Origin of the sequence: Leptothoe sp. EHU-05/26/07-4 (assembly GCF_043421015.1) — a bacterium.
GTDB lineage: Bacteria > Cyanobacteriota > Cyanobacteriia > Phormidesmidales > Phormidesmidaceae > Leptothoe > Leptothoe turfae.
Map to the genome: position 1 here is coordinate 17392 of NZ_JAXSQV010000004.1, position 22007 is coordinate 39398.

The window sequence follows — 22007 nt, forward strand, 5'->3', positions numbered from 1 at the left end:
AGTTGGAACTAGAAGTGCTCGATTGGTTTGACGATAAAGACACCATTGCGTTTTGTGAATTTCTCGAACAGTTTCCAAACTTACAAGCGGCTCAAGCTGCCACGGCTAATGTCTTGAGAGACTTCTTTCGTAGCTATCACATCATCCGCAAAACCACGATTCAACGACGCACTCAGCAAATTCAAGACGCTGGGCCACCCTTGACGCGAGACGACGCTATTACCATTCCAGCCCAAGCGTTAATACAAGGCTTAGTCGCGTTATTGAAAGTAGTCTTGTCGCAAGTGATTGTGTTTGAGCGCCAAATTAAATCGTTGTTTGAATCGCTGCCGGATGCAGAACTCTTTAAGGCATTGCCGGGGGCTGGCCCCCATTTAGCGCCTCGATTGTTAGCAGCTTTTGGTGAAGACCGAACTCGCTTTAATTGCGCTCAGTCTTTTCTGAGCTACATTGGCATTGCGCCGGTCAAAGAAGAGAGTGGTAAAAAGCGATGGGTTCATTGGCGTTGGTCTTGCCCTATCTTTCTAAGACAAACCTTTGTTGAGTGGGTTGCTCATGCCAGACCGCGCTCGCTTTGGTCACAGGCATTTTATCAACAGCAACGGCGCAAGGGTAAGTCACATCAAAAAGCGATTCGAGCCTTGGCCTATAAGTGGGGGAGGATTCTCTGGCGTTGTTGGCAAGATAGCATACCCTATGATGAAGAGAAGTATCTGGCTGCACTGAGACGCAAAAAGTCACCATTAATAAAGTTATTAGGCGTTCAACAACAACCTCAGCAACAAGCATAGAAAGAATAAATTGCACTTAAAAAACAAACAATAACAACCAAAACAAGATCGATCACTCTAGGCAGTCACTTGGAGAAATATCTGATGAACAGCTAACCCGTATCAATGCTCATTCAGCAAAGCAGACCCATCTAATAGGGCCGGTTCAGTCTCCCTGAGCAACTGACTATTAGGTCAATTTTGAACGTCTGAATCCGCGCTAAAGCTAAAGCAGAAAAAGAAGTTTAGCCTTTGCTATTGACCTCGTCCGCCTCAGGGCCTATGTTAGACAACATCCAGCACCTTGTCTCCCTGCGCGCGACACTGACGCCCTTTTTCCAAAATCGCGTTAATACTCTGCCGAAAATCGTTTTCACCAGCTTCGTACTTGAGATCTTCTAGGCAACCCGATCCACCATGGATCATCAGAGGGTAGGAAGTAGACATAGGTGAGTTATTAACAGCTTGAATGAAGAACAAGAACTTATTTAGGGTTGGCTAACTCCTGCTGGAGATGCTTCGCGTTAGGCTTGCCCATGCCCGCAGGGCTACACGACTCCGCCCAAAGGAACGTTGGCTTCGACTCCGCTCAGCCAACGACTCCGCTCAGTCAACAGTAGTTGTGGCACAGTTACTGCGGAATCAGCTCATCGAGTATTCGAAAGCGAATATGGTTAATAGCCAAATCGCGCAATGAAAACTCTTCAGGTTTGTCGTCGGCAGTCATTTTTGTAAAGGGAATCCCTTTACCTATTTCCATGTGGTACCAGGCCAGCCCCATAAAGAAACGCTCAGGATAGGGACCTCGCTCAATTACATCATCCACATTGGATTCCATGGGCAGCCAGCCAACACCAGGGACATAAAACTCTAGCCAGACATGGTTAAAGTCTGGTTCTAGGGGTAGGTGGCGGTATTCGGGTTGGGGCGGACACTTATAGCGACCAATGGTGCGACAGGCAATGCCGTTTAGACGAGCTAAAGCCAGCAGTACCCCTACGTATTCTCCACAGGAGCCAGTCCCCCGTTCTAGCGCCACATCGGGAGTATCGATTTTGGGTTGAATACCGTAGGAGAGACGATCGTAAACGTAATTGCGAATCCGCAACATCTTCCGCAATACATTTGTCTCAGTTCCTGCGCCTTCACTAGCTGCCTGCTGAATGGTGTCCGTATCCATTGCCAGATCGTCGTCATCAACGAGGTAGTGCTGTAGTTCAGTGGGTAGTGGCTTGTCGCCATCAATATCGTCAGGGGTGAGGCAATATTTGAGACTATACATTTCGACAGTGGCCTTCCAGCCTAAGAGACCTCCCTGAAAAGGCTGAATTTGGTCAAACTTAAAGACAGCTACCTGCTGCCCATTTTGTTCTTCAATTGTAAAAGGATGACCAATGGGTTCTACGTGGCGGACGCGCTGGCGCAGGGTGTTGGCAGGTAGGGCAATGCGCCATTCGACGTTGTTGAGGGTGACGGCATCGAGCGGCATGATTTCCTCAGCATAGGAGAATTCCACCAGATATCCGTTTGAGAGGGTGTAGTGTTCGACTGGGTTGTTGTGAAGATAAAGCGGATGGATAAAGGTGCGATCGCGAAATGTCAGTTCATAGGGCGACTCTGCATTGGGATTATCACGAATATAGGGTTCTTCATCGGCATAGACGATATAGCAAACGGGATCTTGCCCTGCCTCAGGTCGATAGAATGTGATGCCGGTGGGTGAACTGTAGGGCGTTAGGGCACTCAGTTGAATCTTGCCTGTTTCGCGATCAAGGCAGTAGACTGTTTGTTCTGTCTGGTCGCATACCCATAATCCATCCTCGTTGGTTGCCAAGGTTTCCTCACCTACACCAGGTTGTGGAAATTTTCCTAGAGGATCGCTCGTGTGGCAATCAAAGAGATGGATATATCCAGATTTTTGGCAGCTAACGTAGACGATGTTTTCCCAAACAGCGATACCGGCTACTGGGTAGGGCAGTTCTGTAAAGAAGGTAGGCTTTTGGGTTGCGCGATCGCACCAAAACACCTCTTCGTCCCTGGCGAACCAAAAGGTATCTTGCCAGAGAGACAAACCGACTGCCCCCATCCATTCCTTATCTTCCAGCTGATACGGGTTGAGGATAACTGTGTTGTTGGTGCGGAGATTGATAGAGACAAGATAGCCTCTTACCTTGTCAATGGAAAAAAGGTACTCGTTATCTGCTGCCAGGCCTGACAGGGCATAGACACCAATTGGTCGAATTGTAGACAGCCGCGATGTTTTATTGGTGAACCCTTGCTCAGGCATAGATCAGGGGAGAATTTAACGGTTATTTAAGGTTTTTATTATAAGGAGTTACGGTCTTCCCAAATAGCAGTCTACTACACTGACAATTGTCCCTTTAAGTACTGGGAAAAGAAGACTTTCACGAATTTTAGTGTAACTTTGCCCCTGATCTCGCCGTAACTCCTTCCAAACCTAAATCTTAGCGATAAACGACAGCCTACTTTCGGGGGGTGGGGGGGAGTTTAGGCCCCCACGAACAGGAGGGGTTCGGGGAGGAACGCCCTGAGCAACCCTCATCGCAATTAACCAATTTTCGACCACTGTATTTTGTAGGTTGGCTAACAGCAAAACCGGCTGCGTGGGATCCCTCCGATTTCCCCACACCCCCATGGCTAGGGCGTTCCGCCGCCCTAGAACCCTACGAAAAAAATGATTGATATCCCCAGTAGGCGGTTTGGGCGGTCGGTCAGGTGATTTAGAATTTTGCGCGCTGCGACAAAATTCTAAAAAGAGGAGTTATTGAATTTCCTATTAGGCAAGAATATTCCTGGCTGAAATTATGAGCCTAATTTTGAACATCCCTCGAGGACACTTCAAACGCGAGCATATTTTCCAGTGAGCTTATTGAGTTGATTAACTAACAGACTCAAAAACAGTCCCACATCAGTAACCACGCCAATCGATTCCAACGAACCGCGATCGCTTAACTTTGTAACCACTGCTGGATTAATATCCACACAAACCATCTTCACCCCGGCGGGGGTCATATTCCCCACACCAATGGAGTGCAGCATGGTCGAGAGCATCAAAATCAGGTCTGCTCCTTCAATCAAACGAGCATAATCCGCCTGGGCTTGGAGCAAATCCATTTGGGTATCGGGCAGTGGGCCATCGTCGCGAATAGATCCAGCCAGGGAAAAGGGCACGTTGTTTTTCACACATTCGTACATGACTCCGCTTTGTAAGATCCCCTGGTCCACTGCATTGGCAATGCTGCCGCAGCGGCGAATAGTATTGATAGCTTTGAGGTGATGGCGATGCCCTCCATGGACGGAAACGCCCCGCTTCATATCCATGCCAAGGGAGGTGCCCATGAGTGCCTGCTCAATGTCGTGAACTGCGATCGCATTTCCCCCCAACAGCCCATGCACATAGCCTTCACGAATGAGATGCCGCAGGTGTTCACTGCCGCCAGTATGAATCACCACTGGCCCTGCCGTGACGACCACTTTGCCACCCTGATCACGGATGCGACGTAAGTCCCAGGCGATCTGCTCCACCACTAACTCCACACGCCGTTCGCTGGAGACGCCAGCGCCCATAAAGCTGAACTCCTCTGTGGATTTCTTTTTAAGGGTGGTAGTCGTACGTTTAGTGCGAATACCTTCGCTACCGACCACAACAGATTCGCCTATCTGTAAATCCCGAAGCAGTTTACAGTGAGCTACTAGACCGTCTGGAGTTTGAGTAATAGCAATGGCTCCATCCATGCGCTGGCCCTGTACCTTAATCCATTGCCCGTTCACAGAAACCTCTGTAGGGTAGATGGCGGTCACATAAAAATCATCAGGGGCCACGCCTGCCTGTAATACAGCTTCTAAGTGAGCGTCAGGGGAAACATCCTCTGAGGTGACGACTGCTCCCAAATCAACCAGTTGCCCCATGATGTCTTCAATGACATCTCCATCGGGGGCTGACACCTTCACGTCTGCCGTTGAGATATCTTGCCGCTGTGCGCCGAGGTCAAAGTGCAATACCTGAAAACTGCCGCCACCAGACACAATTGTGTCCAATGCTCGATTAACGATGCCGGAGTCTAGCAAATGGCCCTCTAGGTGAACCATCCGACTCTGAATAGAAGAGGCTTGAGGAGAGTCTTGACGCGGTTCTGTTACCCGCAATGTTAAACATTTGGCAGCCCCGCCCGCTTTTAGAAATTCGGTGAGGGGTGTTTCAATTACCTTAAAACCGCGTGCGGCTAGAGTTTTCTGGAGACCATCGCTGGCACTGTTCATGATAATAGTTTGGTCAACGTTGACCGCATTGCAGGCAAAGTTGACGGCATCTACCTCATTCACTGGAATCCGTTTTTCGGTCGGGATGCGTCGCTCAATTAGATGATTTGAGTAAGTGTCAAACGCTGGGGGATAGTAAAGTAAATCCCCATTGTTCAGCGGACAAAAACAGGTGTCCAGATGATAGAAGCGGCGGTCAATGAGCCGCAGGGAAAGGACCTCCACATCTAGCCATTTAGCTAAATAGGTATGGGAGTCGAGTTCTGAGCGAAAACCGTATCCGGCCCACAGATATCCCCCGACGCGATCAATCAGGGCATCCCCAGCTCCTTCAAAGGGTAACCCTTTAGGTAACGTGTGGACGGTGTAACCCTGGTCTGCAAACCATTGCTGAAAATAGGGTTCTTCCCCTTGCCGCTCAGCATGAAAAAAGCGACTGAGAACAACGGTGTGGTCGAGAATCAACCCAGCATTTGCTGTGAATACCATATCTGGCCATCCAGGCTGAGGTGCCACTAACTCCACCGTTGCATGCTCTTTGAGAATATTGTGGAGCTGGTTCCACTGTTCCTGGGCAAGATCGCGCGATGAGCGATGGATATTGCCTTCCATCCAGGGATTAATTACATAATCAACGTCATAGTGCTGTGGAGCGCACATCAAAATTCGCACGGACTCTTTCATGGTCACCTCAAGTGAGCAGAGTGGTAGAACGGTCAATAGCTAGAGGAGAAGTCTACGTTCCTTCCTCAATTATCATTGATCGATGATGAACAACCATTTTTTTGTTTTGAAGTGTTTTTATGATTTCAAGAATGACTCCAAAAGTTATGACCTGTTGACCTGTTGTGTTTTAAGAATGTCGTTTATGCAGAAACCGCATGGGCGGTTGCATGACAAACTTTAGCACCGAACTCCTTATTCTTTGCCACTTGCCAACTCTTTGCCGTTGGTCACCGGCTTATTGAGATTGGCTTGACCGATATTGAAGGAGATAGCGTAAGGACTATCTGTTTTAATCGATGCCCTTCTGATTTCTAAACCAATCACCTGCCCATCTTCGTCATAGTCAAGCACTAATCCCGGTGAGATTTGCGTTGTTTCCTCAATCACAGTAGAGACGAAAGCAATCTGTAGGATGTCTTTATCTGGGTCATAAACGACTTTCATGGGCAAAGATTTCCTTGATTCCAATGACGCACTTACTTACCAGCATAAACTGGCATCGCCAAAGCGTTTGCTTGGCTTGAATTGTGCATCACACAATTATAAGTTTGAGAAAGTTGCTTCGCTATGATGCAATACTTTCTGAAGAATTGACAAAAGGAAAACTGGGGGCATCAGCTTAAGCTGAGAAACCTTGACTGAGTGGGGGGGCAGGAGCCGGGAGGAAGTTTGGGGTGTTGCCAAATACATTGGCTAATCCTGTCTGCCCATATCCCATCTGTTCTCAAGCCGTAACTGTTGAATATCTTCTCCGGCTAATCAAGAGCATTCTGCCCCATCTGGGCATAGTGAATTCTCAACTTTAGTCCTAGGGTTACTTGTTTCATAATCCAATAGAGCACCGTCAGTAGAACAAATGAAAAGAAAATAACAACTAGCGGTCGCTTTGAAGTCAGAGTATTCAAGGTGATGGCCAAAACGCTGGACGGATCAACAACAATATCCCAGCTATTAAGCCGAATGAAACGACCTAGATAAACACCAAAAGCGCACAGGGCATGGATGCTAACCTCAACCGGCCCAGCTAGTGCGTGTAATCCCTTTTGTTGCAGGTAGAAATTTACATTTAAAAGAGCAATCACATAGGCTTCAAACCCGATAATAATGGCCGCCATATGCATCGGAATAAAGATAAAAGCAACCACCCAAATCTTGATACTTCCAGCACTGGTGCCACGAATTAGGTGCAAAATATCGGTCAAAACATAGGGAGCATTGGGAAGAAAGGCGATAAATGTGACCAGACCTATCCACCAAAGCCAAAGTTTACGCGTGTGGGACTGTTTAAATAGCCAAATGCTGATGCCAAGTGCAATCACCATAACCCCGGCCAGCCAGAGCAGTTGCAGTAAGGTGCCAGGATCACCTGTTTGGATATCACGAACGATACTCGATGCAAACCGTCTAAGCCTGGGCAGCCTGGACTCCAACCCGACGATACCAATCAGGGCGGTGCCAAAACAGGCTAGCGCAAACCAGAAAGGAGACAGTGCTTTCCGGCGAAATAGCTTAAAGCTAAGCAGCATTGGAATAAAGGCCAAAAATAAGTTCCACCAGATCCAGCCGCTATAGAAGTTATTGATGCCCTGGTAAATATCAACGATGATCCATCCCATAGATTTATCAACCCCATATCGAACATTACAGTTCTACTAATTTCTAGGGGGTAATTGCAGAGGGAATGAATAATAGCGTTTAGAGTTAGGGCGACTGCATTATCCTTAAAAAGCTATTCACTGTCATCTTCGCAAGCTCCAATACTGACCCAGCTGGTGGAACCATCTTTCCAAATCTCTTTTTTCCAGATGGGGGCATTGTGTTTCAGCGTATCAATAGCATATTTGCAAGCAGCAAAGGCCTCTGATCGATGGGGACAACCGACAGCAACAAGCACACTGATCTCTCCCACTGTGAGTTTGCCAGTGCGGTGATGAATCGCTACATGGGTAATATCGTTCCATCGCTGACGCATCTCCGCAGCAATTTGTTTGAAGACAGCTATGGCCATTGGTTCATAGGCCTGATACTCCAATGCAACAACGGCTTTCCCCTCGGTATTGTTGCGCACCATACCGCTCATAACAACAATGGCTCCATTGGCCTCATCACCTGCTAAGTGATAAACCTCATCTAGGGATAGAGGGGCAAAGGTGATAGCAAAACTATCAGCCTCATTGGTTTGGGTTTGAACATCGAGGTTAAAGGGCAGGCCAACGGTCATAGCTGTGCGTATTGCGAGACGGATGCGGAGAATGGACGTTATTTATTGTAGATAGTCCACTAAGAGTTGCGAAACATCATATCTTTGGTGATTTGACCAACTCTAGGGGAAAATTGACTGAAAAGTAGACTACCAGCCTGTCAAGGTTGAGCCATCAGGGATCGCGATCGCAACCACTATGAGTTCTGGAATTTTTGCTGTAGCCAATATTGGTAAATATCGTCTATACGTCGGTGAAACCCATCAACTCAAGCCTCGCTGGGCCAAAATGATGGCAATGTTTTCCCAGGGTAAATTTCCATCCAAAAAAATTCAGCAGGCTTGGCAAGAATCTAGCAAAGAGCGCCGTTTTACCTTTCATACTGCCAAGCAAATTTCTGAAGATACAAATTTACTTGGCTATCGTCAGTTTTTGAAAGACACTGGAGCTGAGGCTTGAGAGTAGGGCGGTGTCAGGGTAGAAAATCTTGGATAGGTGAGCAATGGGAAATGGAGAATAGGGCGTGAGGTTTGGGTTATGACAAGCATTTGAGCCCATAGAATTTTTGCCCCATGCTTGTTTTCCTGATCTAATGTGTGAATCGTCTACCAGCACATTATTTTCGTGCCGCTCCTTACTTCACTCCGCCAATTAAATAAAGCAGGGCCATGCGGGTGGCGACACCGCTGGTGACTTGCATGGGGACGAGGCTTAGTTCTGGATCATCCATCAAGTCTGACGTCAGTTCAACACCGCGATTGGTGGGGCCAGGGTGCATAATTTTGACGGTGGCTTTACAGGTTTTTAAGCGCTCACGGGTAATGCCAAACTGCTGGTGATATTCTCGCAAGCTAGGCAGCAGATGTTGGCTCATACGCTCATGCTGTAGCCGTAGCGCCATAACAAAATCAGCATTTTCTAAGGCTGGTTCTAATTGCCAGTGAACATAGAGTTTGCCTGTTGAGTTTGTGTCACTGTCAGATGCTTGGGCAGATGGTTGGGCAGATGGTTGGGTCGGACGCTGAAAAGCGTCTAGAAAATGCTTTGGTAATAGGGTAGGCGGAGCGACGAGATGCACTTCTGCACCACAGGTAGTCAGGCTCCAAATATTAGATCGGGCAACGCGCGAATGCAAAATATCGCCAACGATAACGACTTTCTTGCCCTGTAAATCCTCGATATGGGTTTTTTTTTCGTTGAGGCTGGTACAAATGGTGAATAAATCCAGTAGTGCCTGGGATGGATGAGCATGCTGCCCGTCACCAGCGTTGAGAATGCCCACACCTGAATTAATTCGGTCCATCTCTTTGGCAATGATAGTGGGTACCCCTGCCTCTTGATGGCGAATCACCATCAGGTTAGTGCCCATAGCTAAGTAGGTTTTGGCCGTATCTAAGATGGTCTCTCCTTTTTTAAGGGATGAGTTACCTGGCGAAAAGTTAAGAATATCAGCAGATAATCGCTTGGCGGCTAATTCAAAACTGCTGCGGGTGCGGGTAGAGGGTTCAAAGAATAGATTGGTGATTACCTGACCCTGTAGTGCAGGCACCTTTTTGGTGCGGCGGGAGAGGACTTCACGAAAACTGGTCGCCGTTTGCAGAATAGTTTGATAGTCGCTTGGGGTGAAGTCTTCTAGGGAAATGATGTGACGACGACTCCAGGAATTGTCGGCCATAGACAGACCACATTTGAGTAGGGGACTGGTTAACGTGTTTTCGGGTCAAGCAAACTGTCACACTTTAAGTGACAGACCGTAGATTTGGCAAACTGTCACACTTTAAGTGACAGACCATAGATTTGGCAAACTGTCACACTTTAAGTGACAGACCGCAGATTTATCAAACTGTCACAGTTTAGGGACAGACCGTAGCTCTAGTTTGTAGGATATGAGCAAACGCTTTACTTAGTATTTCATTCGATGGTTCGGTTCCCAAAGGTATTATTAGGTGTATTTGTGAGTGTAGGGGTAACCATTGCAGGCTGTAATGGTTCAACGCCTACCGATGTGGCTGAACCACCGACTGTGGAAGATCCAGCTGCGGTAGTCCAAGAGGAGCCCGCACTATCCCCTGAGAAGCCCAGCGAATCAGCTGAAGGCGATGAACCTAAGATAGAAGCGCAGACGGATGGGGTGACCCCAGATGCTGATATGGTGGCTGTCTCCATCTATGTGATGGATGATAGCTGTAGTAATTTTAAGGCGGAATCGGTTAAGGTCCAAGCTGATCAAGCCATCACTGAGGCGGTGGGCGAAGTGCTGGATCGCCATAAGTTTGAGGCGTTTAAGCTATCGGGCTATCGGGTCAATGTTGAAGATAGCAAAGCGATTGTTGATTTACGCCTGGCAGAGGATTCTCAGCGTCAGTTTCTGTCCTTGTCTAGCTGTGAGCAACAGGGATTATTTGGAGGGTTAGAAGAGACCCTTATTCAAAATCCCACCTGGAAAGTTAATCAGGTTGAATTTACCAACCGTGGCAAAGAAATTGTCCTGTAAGATAGTTTGCGCCCATCTCTTAAGTCTTAGATACGCTTGGGTGATCCTTTAAATACCAGCGCCACGGATGCTCAGCAGCCTTTGAAATGCCAATGCGTGTGGTTTGCACCAGGGTATGTTGCCTTCGATCGAGTTTGGCCTGAAATTCAGAGGTGCGATGCTCAAGCCATAGCTGATGCCCTGGCTGAAGTGCCACCCCATTCTGACTGTGATCGATCGCCAGGGTACGGCATAGTTTACCTGGCCCGGCTGCAATGCGTTTTCCCTGTTTCTTGTACTTGGCATCAAGGCCCGTGGGTAAATGGTCCAGTTCAATGGCGCGAATCAAAACGGCGCTGCCAGTATGCAGTGATTCGGTAACGACATTGAAGCAGTGGTACATGCCGTAGATAAAATAAACGTAGCTATGACCCGGTGGCCCAAACATGGCGGCGTTGCTGGGAGTTTTACCCCGGTAGGCATGGCAGGCGGGATCACCTGGGCAATAGGCTTCGGTTTCCACAATCAGACCCCGTAAGGTTTCGCCGTTTAGCTGGCGGACAAGGGTACAACCGATGAGATCAGGGGCAACTTCGAGGGTATTGCGATCGCACCATTCAGCAGAAATCATCGGCTACACAAACAGAGAATGTTTCAGTTGATAACAGTCACAGGGACTATGATGGCATTCCTCAGTGAACTTGTTAGGATCCAAAGGCCGTATGCAAAGCACCAGTTTTTCTTTGACAAAAGATTATAAGCTGCATTTGAATACGGACTGGGCCTTGCTCAGTTATCAAGCACCCAGAACCTTCACTAAGGAAAATTATCTGTGGATATTAAAACGATCTTGCCAGTTTTAGCGGTTGTTTTCTCGGTGGCGTGCCTGTTTTTTGGCACCCAAAATGGCTTTTACGATTCTGATGACTACCATGGCAATGGTTCTGCCCACTAATTAGACCTACTAATTAGTCGGTGGGTAGTTCTTTGGTTAGGAGGGGTTGGCCTGACTGAATGGGGGCCGATGTTGTTTTACCACCAATAGGATCCTCTGCTATAGCCGATGGGAATACCGTCGTATGTTATCCCTATGGTGTGGGCCATGGCGATGAAGGCGTTAGTCTAGGTCTGGTTATTGGTCGTCATCGCATCCTGTTAGATTGCGGTTTAGAAGATATCACTCCTTTGGAGGAGCATCCTCCGCCTGATGCTGTGTTTTGCAGCCATGCCCATGTTGACCATGGCCGCAGCTTAAACTTACTCAGGCAATGGTGGCCCCATGTACCGATATATGCCACGGCGGGGACAGTTGCTCTATTAGAAGATAGGCTTCTGGCTGACTCCATCCAAATTTTGCCCTGGCGCATGCCGATTGAGCTGGCGGATAATTTAACTGTGGAGCTCTGGCCCGCTGGGCACCTGCCGGGAGCGGCTTGCACCCTGTTTACCTACGTTCAAGATAGTCGTACCTACAAAATTTTTTACACCGGGGATTGTTTTCTCTCCAGTACACGCCTGGTGGATGGGTTGCCCTTAGCGGCACTGCGAGGCTTAAACCCCGATGTGCTGATTGTGGAAGGAAGTTTGGGGGCGACATGCTATCCAAATCGGCGGCAGCAGGAACATCAGCTGATTGAGCGACTGCGATCTCACCTCGATCAGTTACGCTGTGTGGTTTTTCCGGTACCGATGCTAGGCCTGGGGCAAGAGCTGCTCATGCTCTGGCGCAGTCATTATCACTTTACCGGTCAGCCTTTAACTATTTGGGTTGATCCCGCTTTGGCTAGCAGCTGTGATGCCTATCTGGAGCTTTTGGAGCAGATGCCCGATGCGTTTCCCCGCAATGTCCAGAACTTTGCCCAGCATCAATCTATTTTTTGGGATGATCGCATCAATCCCACGATTAAACGGTTGTCGAGCCTACCGCTAGAACCGCAAATAGGGTCTTTCGATGCACCTGCGGTGTTATTAGTGCACCCAGCTACTCCCGTTGATCTCTATTGCCAACGATATCGGGGGGCTTGGAGTGTCTTTTTGCCAGAACAGGCAGATTTGAGGAGCTGGCAACGGGAGTTGGATGCCCATGGTCCTGCTTATGACTGGTTTGATAGTTTAAAAAATGCCACGGTTTCCGGCACGGTGCAGCTTGAAACCTATCAGCTATATAGCCACTGCGATGGTGATGGGACGACACAGCTGATCCATAATTTGCGACCGCGCCATGTGGTGTTGGTCCATGGTCAACTAGAGCGTCTTAGTGCCTTAGCGAATTTAGAATCCCTCCAGAGTCGCTATCAGGTGCATATTCCTTTGCCGGGAAATCCGTTATCGCTATTTCTAGATACCCGATTTGCTTCTCTACCTCCACCCAGTGAACCCACCTTTGAGGGCACCGTGAGCGACTCTCGGGATCAGGTCTCGCTTCAATTGCCACCGACTATTACTGCTGATGCCCGCTGGCAAAGTTTTGCTGAAACAGGCATTATCGAGGCCCGCTGGCAGGGTGAAAACCTGGTGCTACGAGGCGTAGATTCATCGGAGCTGGTTGAGATTACCAACCGATTAGCTCCCGATCGCATTGCCTGTGATAACTGTCAGTTCTATCAGCAACGTAGCTGTCAGCAGCCTCGCTCACCATTGTTTGGTCGGCTAGTGGCTCCAGATGGGCATTGCCCAGAATTTACATCTCGGTAGGGGCTTTCCATGGAATGCCCCTACATGGAACGCGACTATTCGTGAATTTGTTCAGATGTGGGACAATCGTCCGAGATTATGATTTCCGTATCTCCTTTGGGAACCGTGGCCAGCTTTTGCTGAATTGAACCAATACTCTCTAACCGCACCATTTCTTCCCATGCGCAGCGCTTGTCATCTTCTTCGGTTTCGTAGCGTAGAGTTACGAGATCGCCCTCGATGTTTAAAATCTTAGCCCGCTCAATCCAGCGGTGCTGATCCCTTAAAAACACCCACACCTCACGACCGTCGCATGAGAGTTGGTATATCTTGCGATGTAGCATAGAAATCTACCTGTCATCTAAGCGACTACTGTGGTTTGCAGTCATACCTATGGTATTGCAACCACATCTTAAATACAGCTTAAGGGAGGTTAACGAAGTTTGACCACCCAGATCATAGGTTGACCACTGATGAAGGTGAAGCAATGAAACTGCATCTGTGTACATGGCCTGACGTCGAAGCCTATTTGTTGCGATCGCAAGGCATTATTTTTCCCATTGGTTCCACCGAGCAGCATGGTCCCACAGGTTTGATTGGCACCGATGCCATTTGTGCAGAAACAGTGGCTGCGGGTGTGGGTGAGCAAACGGATGCTCTGATCGGCCCTACCATTAATGTTGGCATGGCACTGCATCACACGGCCTTCCCCGGCAGCATTAGTTTACGACCCAGTACGTTAATTGCCCTCATTCAGGATTACATTAAGCCATTAGCGCGAGCTGGGTTTAACCGGTTCTACTTTATTAATGGCCATGGTGGCAACATGGCCACCCTTAAAGCTGCCTTCTCGGAAACCTATGCGACCCTGGCTGATCTCAATATCTCAGGGGCGGAAAATGTGCGCTGTAAACTGGCTAACTGGTTTATGTGTCGATCTGTCTATGCTCTTGCCAAGGAACTGTACGGGGATCAAGAAGGTTCCCACGCCACGCCCAGTGAAGTTGCCCTAACGCAATATGCTTATCCTGATTTCATTAAATCAGCTCCCCTAGACCCTCAAGTTGCTCCCTCGGGCCATCGTATTTATGGCGCTGTTGATTTTCGACGATTTTACACCGATGGTCGCATGGGTTCTAACCCAGACTTGGCCACACCAGAACATGGCAAACAATTTTACGAAGCCGCTGTTAAAGAAATGAGCAACGACTACCTGCAATTCCTTGGCGATAACCATTAATTTTGAGACGTTCCATGGAACGTCTTTACAAACTATGGAACGTCTTCACCAATCGAATCGACTGAATCAACTAACTGCCAAGAATTTTAGGCACCTTGAAGAAATCATCTTCACGGTCCGGTGCAATATCCAAGATAGACTCTCGATCTGCAAAGGGAGTTAACTCATCCTGTCGAGTAATATTGCTCAGCTCAATGGCCCGAGTTGTCGGTTCAATATTCTCTGTGTTCAACTCATTGAGCTGCTGCACATAGTCCAAAATACCGCTTAGCTGCTCTGTAAACTGCTGTTCTTCTGCTTCTGTCAGCTCTAAACGAGCTAGGAGCGCCACCTTGCGAACCTGTTCTAAATCAATCATTTGGGAAAGGCTAATCGTAAGTAAATAAAGGATAGGGTGGGCTCTGCCCACCGTCCAATGTATGAGTTAAAAGAATACATCTGCTGCCATTCGACCCGTATTCTTCAACCAGTTTTGCGCCTCAATATAGTTATTGGGAGCCATGCGTAATGCTTCCAGCCAATAGCTAGCCGCTTCGTCATAAAAAACTTCAGCAGCCTTTTTATCACCCGCTGCTTCGGCCTGCTCACCTCGGTAGTGGTGGATGACGGCAGTATTATTTAATGCCTGGGGCATACGGGGGTTAAGTGCGATGGCTGCCGCATACTTTTCTAAAGCTGCATCATGGTCACCGTTACTGGCGTGGATTAGCCCCATGTTGTAGAGAATGAAGCTCTTATCGTAGGGATCCTCTTCTAGCTCTAGGGCTACGTCATAGTTATCTAGGGCTTCTGCATATTCGCCATCGGCCTGGGCAGACATGCCGTCACGATAGTAAGCAAAGGCTTCTTTTGCCTGCTTTTTCGTTGGCAGCATCTTTAGGATCATATCGGCCATGACCGTAAAGGATTTATCGATGAAATTATCGTTGCGCTGAGTTCTAGGCATGGCAGGGCTAGTCAATAAGAGCCAGGATTACATTTTAATGTAACGCTGTTACAACCTTACTTGGTTAGTTTCGGTCTGTAATATTTAGTCGGCATTGCTGATTTAGGATCAGCAGTGGCATTAGTTGGCTGGAGATGATTGACTGGCCAAACAGGCATCCAAGAACATGATCAAGTCGGCTAGGGTATCGCAGCGCGTTTCATCAAAGCAGTCGCTAATATCTATATCAAAGTGCTGGATGACCTCGTCACAAAAGCTTGTCGACCAGTCAAACCAGCACACCATCGGAAATTGCAGATCCTCCACTAGGTGATCCTGGGGTCTGACGCGACTAAATTCGATACCGGAATATTTTTCTAGGGTTCGGTAGATAAACCTCAGGGTTGTAGGCGCAGATTGCGTGACTCGATGGCATTCGTTGCACCAGTCCTCTGATGATAGGGGAGTACGATGCTGCCGTAGTGATTGATTGACCTGATTTCGTATGGTTAAATCAGGGCTCATATCTTGATACGTTTGTACGCTATGGACGTAGTTGTTGACCTTTCTCCACTGTCGCCACATATATTTTGCCTAACCCGCAACCCAGAAACGTGTTTACTTGTCGGTGCCCCAAGCATCCTGATATATAAGAACGATCTAGGGCCAACGCTATGGTAACTCGCTAACCACTAGCTAATGCGGGTTATACACCTAAGTCTCGTAATATGTACTGTCTAGCTATGTGCCTATTATTCCCTGGCCCTTTGGCATAACTACGGTATCTCCAAAAAACTACCCCCAAAGGCCGTTAGCGATGATTACGACGCTAAACTGACCAGTGCTGTTTGTTGTTCTAAATAAGCTTGTAGGTGCTGAGCGCTCATCGGTTTGCCGATGAAATAGCCCTGGGCAAAATCACATTGATAGGTTTCCAATAGACTTTGTTCATCCAAGGTCTCTACACCTTCTGCAATGATACAAAGTCCTAAATCATGCCCCATATCAATGGCCGATTTGAGAATAACCTGATTTTTGGGGTCAGTGGTGACGCCGCGTACAAAACAGTTGTCAATCTTGAGGGTGTCGATGGGCAGTTTCTGCAAATAGCTCAAGGATGAATACCCAGTACCGAAATCGTCCACAGCTAAACGAATGCCCAAGTGTTTAAGTTCATTTAATGTGCGGATGGCGGCATTGGCATCTTGAATCAATGCGGTTTCGGTGATTTCCAGTTCTAGCATGCGTGGGGATAAGCCAATATTTTGCAGGGTCTGGGCCACTCGCTGACTCAGGTTGCCCTGGTTAAACTGGACGCTGGATAAGTTTACTGATACGTGGCGCAGACCCAGATTCATATCTTGCCATTGGCGGACTTGACGGCAGGCTGTCTCTAGTACCCATTGGCCGATGGAGATAATCAATCCTGTTTCTTCGGCCAGTGGGATAAACAAACCGGGGGATATATTGCCTGCTTCGGGATGGTGCCACCGAATCAAGGCTTCTGCTGCTTCGATCTGGCCCGTTTGTAGATTGAGTTGAGGCTGGTAGTGCACTTCAAATTCATCGCGCTCCAGGGCATAGCGTAGCCAGGTTTCTAACCGAATTTGATATTCGGTGGCGACTACCATATCAGGTTGATAAAACTGGCAGTAGTTACTTTTTTGACGTTTGGCATATTCCAGGGCCGCATCGGCCTGGCGCATGAGCACCGTTAATTCTCGGCTGTTGTGGGGATACATGGCTACGCCTACGCTAGCGGTGAGAAAAACTTCGTGGCCAGGTAGTGAAAATGGGCGGCTTAGGGCATCCATCAGCTCTGTTGCCAGCTTTTTGACGGTTACCAGGCTATCTATGTTGCTGAGGGCGATCGCAAACTGATTGCCGGTCAGTCGGGCCAGCATCGTACCATTGGGGAGACAGGCCTGGAGGCGATGGCTGGTGGATTGCAAAAGGCTATCACCGGCTGGGTAGCCTAAAATGTTGTTGATTTGCCTGAGGCGATCCAGACTGAGGGAAAGCAAGGCTATGGGGTTAGCCGATGTTTGGATGAGTTGAGTAAACCGTTGCTCAAATAACAGATGATTAGGTAGTTTGGTGAGACTGTCATAGTAAGACAGCCGATTCAGGTGTTCTGCGGCTAGCCGTAAATGGCTGAGGTAGTGGTTGTTAATGGCTTCTTGATGTTTTAATCGGGCTGAGATTGCAGCAATCAAGACATCATCCGCAAATGGATGGATCAGACAGTCATCTGCCCCCATCTGCATGGTGTGACGCAGGTGTTTTCGGTCATACAGTGGGCTCAGCATGATAAATGGCGTGACCGCTAGCTGTAGGTCTTTACGCATTTGTTTCAGCACGTAGTGACCATTGCAATCACTTAACTCCCAATCACAGACCACCAGATTAGGATTTTGAGCACGGACTAGCTCCAACCCAGCAGTGCCTGTGTCTGCCCGTTCAACGATGTAGCCTGCAGCTGCAATCGTTTGCTCCGTTGTTGACGTATATAACTTCGATGACCCAATCAATAAAATCTTTTGCATAGATGCTATGTTGCAACCCTGATCAAAAATCGGGCAACAGATGGCATGGCGGAGGCAGGACAACCAGTCGCTTGAGCAACGTTGGATGGCTTCCCCTTGATGGTTTCCACAGTTGCTCTAGAATTCCCGACGTGGAGAGAAATCAATCGAGTTGGGAGAGGGGAATAGGGATTGGGAATTTTTACGCAACAGCTGCCCTGACTCAAGATGCAATTTACTCAAAGTCTAAAGGGCAAATTCCTCTAGGGTTTTAGCAAAGGGGGGGTAGGATACAGCGGCGGCTTCTGCCTGGTGAATGGTGGTAGAGCCAGCGGCGCGCAGGGCCGCAATGGCGAGACTCATGGCAATACGATGGTCGGTAAAGCTATCGACATTTGCGCCCGTGAGGGTGGTTCCACCCTGAATTTCTAGACCGTCGGAGAGCTCGCTGACGGATGCACCTAGTTGGTTGAGTTGGCTGGCGGTTGCAGCGATGCGATCGCTTTCTTTGACCCGCAGTTCGGCGGCATCTTCAATGCGCGTAGTGCCATCAGCAAAGAGGGCGGCCACGGCCAGAATGGGGACTTCATCAATCAAGCGAGGAATGAGATCGCCACCAAGGGTGCAGGCCTTGAGTTGACTGGTACGTACCCGAATGTCAGCGACGGGTTCTCCCGTGACTTCCCGCTCATTTTCCAAGGTGATATCGGCTTCCATCCGTTGTAGCGCCTCTAAAATTCCAGTACGGGTTGGATTGACGCCGACGTTTTCAATTACGAGGTCTGATCCAGGTACGATGGCGGCGGCCACCATCCAATAGGCGGCAGAGCTGATGTCGCCAGGGACAATCACGGTTTGCCCTTGCAGCTGGCTCGGGCCGTGTAGTGTCACGCGACAGGCGTCTCGATCAACAGTTAGGTTAGCGCCAAAGGCACTGAGCATGCGTTCACTGTGGTCGCGTGAGAGGCTGGGCTCGGTAACTGTAGTATCACCATCCACTGAGAGGCCAGCCAGTAAGATGCAGGACTTGACCTGGGCTGAGGCAATGGGAGATTGGTAATGGATAGGAGATAACGTTTGGCCTTGGATGGCTAAGGGCGCAAGCTGGTTGTTATTGCGGCCCCAAATCTGAGCGCCCATCGTAGTCAGGGGGGTGATCACCCGTGCCATGGGGCGCGATCTCAAAGAATCATCACCGGTCACGGTAAAGAAACGACCTGGTTGCGAAGCTAGTAACCCCAGCATGAGTCTCAGCGTGGTTCCTGAGTTGCCCGCATCTAAAACAATATTAGGCTCCTGGAGGTTGCCCACCCCTAAGCCTTGGACGGTGATCCATTCTGCTTCTAGGTCAGAAATCTTAGCCCCCATGGCCTGAAAACAAGCCGCAGTACTGCGGGGGTCTTCTCCCAGCAGTAACCCTTTAATGCGAGTTTCACCGCTGGCTAACGCTCCCAGCATTAGAGACCGATGGGAAATAGACTTATCGCCAGGCACCTGGAGCCGCCCTTTTAGCCCTCGACCATTGGCCGTAATAGTCCACGCCTGGTGAGAGGCGGCATCAGTTTCAATAAGCAAAGCAGAAGACGAGGTAACCATGGCGATGGAATCAGCAAGCGGCGCTATAGATTCTATCGTGAAGGCCTACCTATTCATCGGCAGGTGCTGCGGGAGCCGTTTCTTCAGTGCCGATGGGGACCTCGGCACCACAATAGGTATTAATGTCATTCACCAGGGTGGCTTCGTTTTGCGACAAGGTTTGCAAATTGGTGAATGCATTGTTGGCTTTGCCTTGAAATTCCTCCAATACATTGCTGAGGTCAGTTTCTGATTCGGCATTGGCCACCAGCTGCATGGCTTCACCGGCCACATTGAGTTCTGTGGCTGAGCCAGAAATGATTTCGGCGTAACCGTCACGGTATTGGGATAACTGTTCATCAGCCAGTTCTAACTCACCCAGGCTAGTGACCATGCCATCGATGCTAACCACCACCTTTTCGACTGCACTGATGTATTGGGTGGCCGCGGTTTGGATGTCCCCTAGACTTTCAGCACCTTGGGCCTGTTGGGTGAAGCTATCGATTTCAGTTTCAAATTCATCCTTGAACACCTGGGCCTGATTGATCACATCGGCAAACGCGTTGCACTGAGCGACCTTTGAAGGGCCACAGCTGGCTAGTGTTAGGGCTGCTAACCCCACTGGCAAAATCGAGCGTGAAAGGCGCATTAGTATCGGTTTCCGTTATGGTCGCTACAGCATTAACCATTAAGTAGTTAATGCGGAATAGTAATCTCTTTTACAATTTACCCGGCCTGATAGTAAATAGGTTCAGATCGATTTAACCTCCATCCGGAATCTGTAAAAAACCCCCAGAAAGCCTGTCTTTACAGACAAAATAACCGATGCAGGATAGATTAAACTTGATAAATCTTTAACTGGCTTGGTTGTGCCTTCATGAGTGTCAGCATTGCGCAATATCGTCAGACAATTCCAGCGCTGCAAAACAAATCTTATTTCAACTACGGTGGTCAAGGCCCGATGGTGCTCAATGCGCTGAAGGCAATTCAGTTTGCCCATCAGACCATGCAAACTCGCGGTCCCTTTGGGAGTGCGGTTAATACATGGATGCAGGTTGAAGGGGAGAAAACCCGACGTGTTTTGGCGGACGAGCTAGGTGTGTCACCCCAGACCATGGTGCTGACGGAGGATGTTACTGTTGGCTGTAACATTGCGCTGTGGGGGATGTCCTGGCGCAACGGTGATCATATCCTGCTATCGGATTGCGAGCATCCTGGTATTTTTGCGGCGGTGTATGAGCTACAGCGACGCTTCGACTTAGAGGTCAGTATTTTTCCTCACCTCAGTCAGATCAATAGGGCCAATCCGGTGGCCATGATTCAATCCCAATTGCGTCCCAATACCCGTTTGGTGGTGGTGAGCCACGTTCTTTGGAATACGGGTCAGGTGATGCCACTAACGGAGATCTGTCAGCTGTGCCATGCTCAACCCCAGACGGTGCGTGTTTTGTCAGATGCTGCTCAATCGGTAGGTATGTTACCCCTACAGATGGCTGAGACCGGTGTGGATTTCTATGCATTTACCGGCCATAAATGGTGTTGCGGTCCGGCTGGGTTGGGGGGGCTGTATGTCAGTCCCGCAGCGATGGAGGATCTGGCACCGACGTTTATTGGTTGGCGCGGCATTACTATGAACAAAGAGGGACAGCCTACGGGGTGGCAGTCTGATGCCCGGCGATATGAAGTGGCTACCTCTAATGTGGCGCTATGTAGTGGCTTACGGGTTGCGATCGCAGCCCATAATAGCTGGGGTACTGCGGAAGAACGCTACTTTCGTATTTGTCAGCTCAGTAGTTATCTCTGGGGTAAGCTCAACAGCCTGCGGGCAGTCCAGTGTCTTTTGAAGTCGCCTCCAGAGTCTGGTTTAGTATCATTTCAGCTTTTTCAAGCAGGAGAGTATTCCCCAGATCTGCATCAAAAACTTGTTACCTATTTGGAATCGCAACAGTTCTATCTACGCACCCTATTGTCACCCAGCTGTGTGCGAGCTTGTGTCCATTACTTTACGACTGAGGCGGAAATTGATCGCCTAATTGATACCATAGAAGCCTTTCTGCATGGTCATTCTCTATAAATAATCAAGATCGAAAACAGCTCCATCTACACGACGGTTGCGGTCCAAGCTATCATTTCTCCATCCTAAAAAACTGGAAAGGGGCTTGGTGCTTAAGGGACTTAGTGAAGGATAATTTCTCTACATACCCTGTACTAGCAAAAGATGCTGCTAATGGCCAATCAGGAAATCAAAGGCGAAGATTACGTTGTTCACTACGATGCCGATGCTGTCGTTGTAACGTTTCAGGGTGAGTTGGCATTAAGCGGTCCCAAAGATTACGCTCCGATTAAAGACTTGCTACAGGAGATAGCCAGTGGCAACCCTGCTGTCATGACCATCGATCTAAGACAGTTAGGGTTTCTCAACAGCTCTGGTATCAGTATGTTGTCTAAATTTGTCTTGGGTTTACGCAAAAAGAAAGAGATTCAGTTAACCATTTTGGGTTCCCATGAGGTGCCTTGGCAGGGCAAATCATTGAGAAATCTCCAGAAATTTCTTCCTAGCCTACGGTTGGACGTAGAGTAGTTCTATTAGTCTGCCTCAAGACTTGATTGTCCCCAGC

The 22007-nt window shown here is 48.7% G+C and carries 23 protein-coding genes; 8 read left to right on the plus strand and 15 right to left on the minus strand.

All coding sequences use genetic code 11. The features are described from left to right. The first annotated feature begins 14 nt into the window (after positions 1–14). Entirely contained in the window at positions 15–791 is a 777-nt protein-coding gene (locus U2F10_RS13100) for a transposase (RefSeq protein ID WP_499872387.1), read from the plus strand. Positions 792–1055: 264 nt separating this feature from the next. On the opposite strand, the gene U2F10_RS13105 is transcribed toward U2F10_RS13100, so the two are convergent. From U2F10_RS13105 to U2F10_RS13130, 6 genes are all read right to left on the minus strand, one after another. Further along, positions 1056–1217, minus strand: coding sequence for a hypothetical protein (locus U2F10_RS13105; protein ID WP_499872389.1), 162 nt, complete (start codon positions 1215–1217; stop codon positions 1056–1058). A 184-nt stretch (positions 1218–1401) separates the two neighbouring features. Continuing rightward, positions 1402–3057, minus strand: coding sequence for a transglutaminase domain-containing protein (locus U2F10_RS13110; protein WP_499872391.1), 1656 nt, complete (start codon positions 3055–3057; stop codon positions 1402–1404). A gap of 572 nt (positions 3058–3629) precedes the next feature. Further along, a complete protein-coding gene (gene argZ, locus U2F10_RS13115; RefSeq protein ID WP_499872393.1) occupies positions 3630–5735 on the minus strand; it encodes a bifunctional arginine dihydrolase/ornithine cyclodeaminase in 2106 nt (701 codons plus the stop codon). Between the two features lie 234 nt (positions 5736–5969). Continuing rightward, positions 5970–6221 carry a DUF2283 domain-containing protein gene (locus U2F10_RS13120; RefSeq protein WP_163662172.1) on the minus strand — a complete coding sequence of 84 codons (252 nt, stop codon included), beginning with the start codon at positions 6219–6221 and terminating at the stop codon, positions 5970–5972. A 311-nt stretch (positions 6222–6532) separates the two neighbouring features. Continuing rightward, the gene (locus U2F10_RS13125) at positions 6533–7393 is read right to left on the minus strand and encodes a DUF1361 domain-containing protein (protein ID WP_163662170.1); all 861 of its coding nucleotides are present in this window, start codon (positions 7391–7393) and stop codon (positions 6533–6535) included. Between the two features lie 113 nt (positions 7394–7506). Then, positions 7507–7998: a molybdenum cofactor biosynthesis protein MoaE gene (locus U2F10_RS13130; protein WP_163696937.1), complete on the minus strand. Its 492-nt coding sequence runs from the start codon at positions 7996–7998 to the stop codon at positions 7507–7509. 178 nt (positions 7999–8176) lie between these two features. On the opposite strand from U2F10_RS13130, the gene U2F10_RS13135 reads away from it, so the two are divergent. Further along, entirely contained in the window at positions 8177–8437 is a 261-nt protein-coding gene (locus tag U2F10_RS13135; protein ID WP_163662166.1) for a GIY-YIG nuclease family protein, read from the plus strand. 175 nt (positions 8438–8612) lie between these two features. Here the strand turns inward: U2F10_RS13135 and U2F10_RS13140 are convergent, their stop codons facing one another. Continuing rightward, positions 8613–9653, minus strand: coding sequence for an aspartate carbamoyltransferase catalytic subunit (locus U2F10_RS13140; protein WP_499872394.1), 1041 nt, complete (start codon positions 9651–9653; stop codon positions 8613–8615). A gap of 243 nt (positions 9654–9896) precedes the next feature. Here U2F10_RS13140 and U2F10_RS13145 point away from each other — a divergent pair, with 243 nt between their 5' ends. Then, complete coding sequence (locus U2F10_RS13145) at positions 9897–10472, plus strand: hypothetical protein (RefSeq protein WP_490793906.1); 576 nt, start codon at positions 9897–9899, stop codon at positions 10470–10472. A 19-nt stretch (positions 10473–10491) separates the two neighbouring features. On the opposite strand, the gene U2F10_RS13150 is transcribed toward U2F10_RS13145, so the two are convergent. Then, complete coding sequence (locus tag U2F10_RS13150; protein WP_499872396.1) at positions 10492–11082, minus strand: DNA-3-methyladenine glycosylase; 591 nt, start codon at positions 11080–11082, stop codon at positions 10492–10494. Between the two features lie 201 nt (positions 11083–11283). On the opposite strand from U2F10_RS13150, the gene U2F10_RS13155 reads away from it, so the two are divergent. Further along, complete coding sequence (locus U2F10_RS13155) at positions 11284–11406, plus strand: DUF8629 family protein (RefSeq protein ID WP_284681761.1); 123 nt, start codon at positions 11284–11286, stop codon at positions 11404–11406. Positions 11407–11465: 59 nt separating this feature from the next. Beyond that, positions 11466–13145, plus strand: a complete 1680-nt coding sequence (locus U2F10_RS13160) for an MBL fold metallo-hydrolase (protein WP_499872397.1) — start codon at positions 11466–11468, stop codon at positions 13143–13145. A 35-nt stretch (positions 13146–13180) separates the two neighbouring features. On the opposite strand, the gene U2F10_RS13165 is transcribed toward U2F10_RS13160, so the two are convergent. Then, positions 13181–13468 (minus strand): DUF6679 family protein, encoded by a 288-nt coding sequence (locus tag U2F10_RS13165; RefSeq protein ID WP_163662157.1) that lies wholly within the window; start codon positions 13466–13468, stop codon positions 13181–13183. A gap of 143 nt (positions 13469–13611) precedes the next feature. Between U2F10_RS13165 and U2F10_RS13170 the strand changes: the two genes are divergently transcribed. Then, positions 13612–14364, plus strand: a complete 753-nt coding sequence (locus U2F10_RS13170; protein ID WP_163662156.1) for a creatininase family protein — start codon at positions 13612–13614, stop codon at positions 14362–14364. A gap of 70 nt (positions 14365–14434) precedes the next feature. Here U2F10_RS13170 and gatC read toward each other — a convergent pair whose 3' ends face one another. From gatC to U2F10_RS13200, 6 genes are all read right to left on the minus strand, one after another. Further along, positions 14435–14722 (minus strand): Asp-tRNA(Asn)/Glu-tRNA(Gln) amidotransferase subunit GatC, encoded by a 288-nt coding sequence (gene gatC, locus U2F10_RS13175; protein ID WP_163671570.1) that lies wholly within the window; start codon positions 14720–14722, stop codon positions 14435–14437. Positions 14723–14788: 66 nt separating this feature from the next. Then, a complete protein-coding gene (locus U2F10_RS13180; RefSeq protein ID WP_163662155.1) occupies positions 14789–15310 on the minus strand; it encodes a photosystem I assembly protein Ycf3 in 522 nt (173 codons plus the stop codon). Between the two features lie 120 nt (positions 15311–15430). Beyond that, entirely contained in the window at positions 15431–15874 is a 444-nt protein-coding gene (locus tag U2F10_RS13185) for a hypothetical protein (protein ID WP_163696930.1), read from the minus strand. Positions 15875–16110: 236 nt separating this feature from the next. Further along, positions 16111–17835, minus strand: a complete 1725-nt coding sequence (locus tag U2F10_RS13190) for a putative bifunctional diguanylate cyclase/phosphodiesterase (protein ID WP_499867505.1) — start codon at positions 17833–17835, stop codon at positions 16111–16113. 225 nt (positions 17836–18060) lie between these two features. Then, the gene (gene aroA / locus U2F10_RS13195; RefSeq protein ID WP_163662152.1) at positions 18061–19410 is read right to left on the minus strand and encodes a 3-phosphoshikimate 1-carboxyvinyltransferase; all 1350 of its coding nucleotides are present in this window, start codon (positions 19408–19410) and stop codon (positions 18061–18063) included. Between the two features lie 49 nt (positions 19411–19459). Continuing rightward, on the minus strand, positions 19460–20038 hold the full coding sequence (locus U2F10_RS13200; RefSeq protein WP_163662151.1) for a hypothetical protein: 579 nt from the start codon (positions 20036–20038) through the stop codon (positions 19460–19462). Between the two features lie 228 nt (positions 20039–20266). Here U2F10_RS13200 and U2F10_RS13205 point away from each other — a divergent pair, with 228 nt between their 5' ends. Together U2F10_RS13205 and U2F10_RS13210 are read left to right on the plus strand one after the other, a co-directional pair. Then, positions 20267–21463 carry an aminotransferase class V-fold PLP-dependent enzyme gene (locus tag U2F10_RS13205; RefSeq protein WP_499872398.1) on the plus strand — a complete coding sequence of 399 codons (1197 nt, stop codon included), beginning with the start codon at positions 20267–20269 and terminating at the stop codon, positions 21461–21463. 153 nt (positions 21464–21616) lie between these two features. Further along, complete coding sequence (locus U2F10_RS13210; RefSeq protein ID WP_499061209.1) at positions 21617–21970, plus strand: slr1659 superfamily regulator; 354 nt, start codon at positions 21617–21619, stop codon at positions 21968–21970. Positions 21971–22007: the final 37 nt, after the last annotated feature.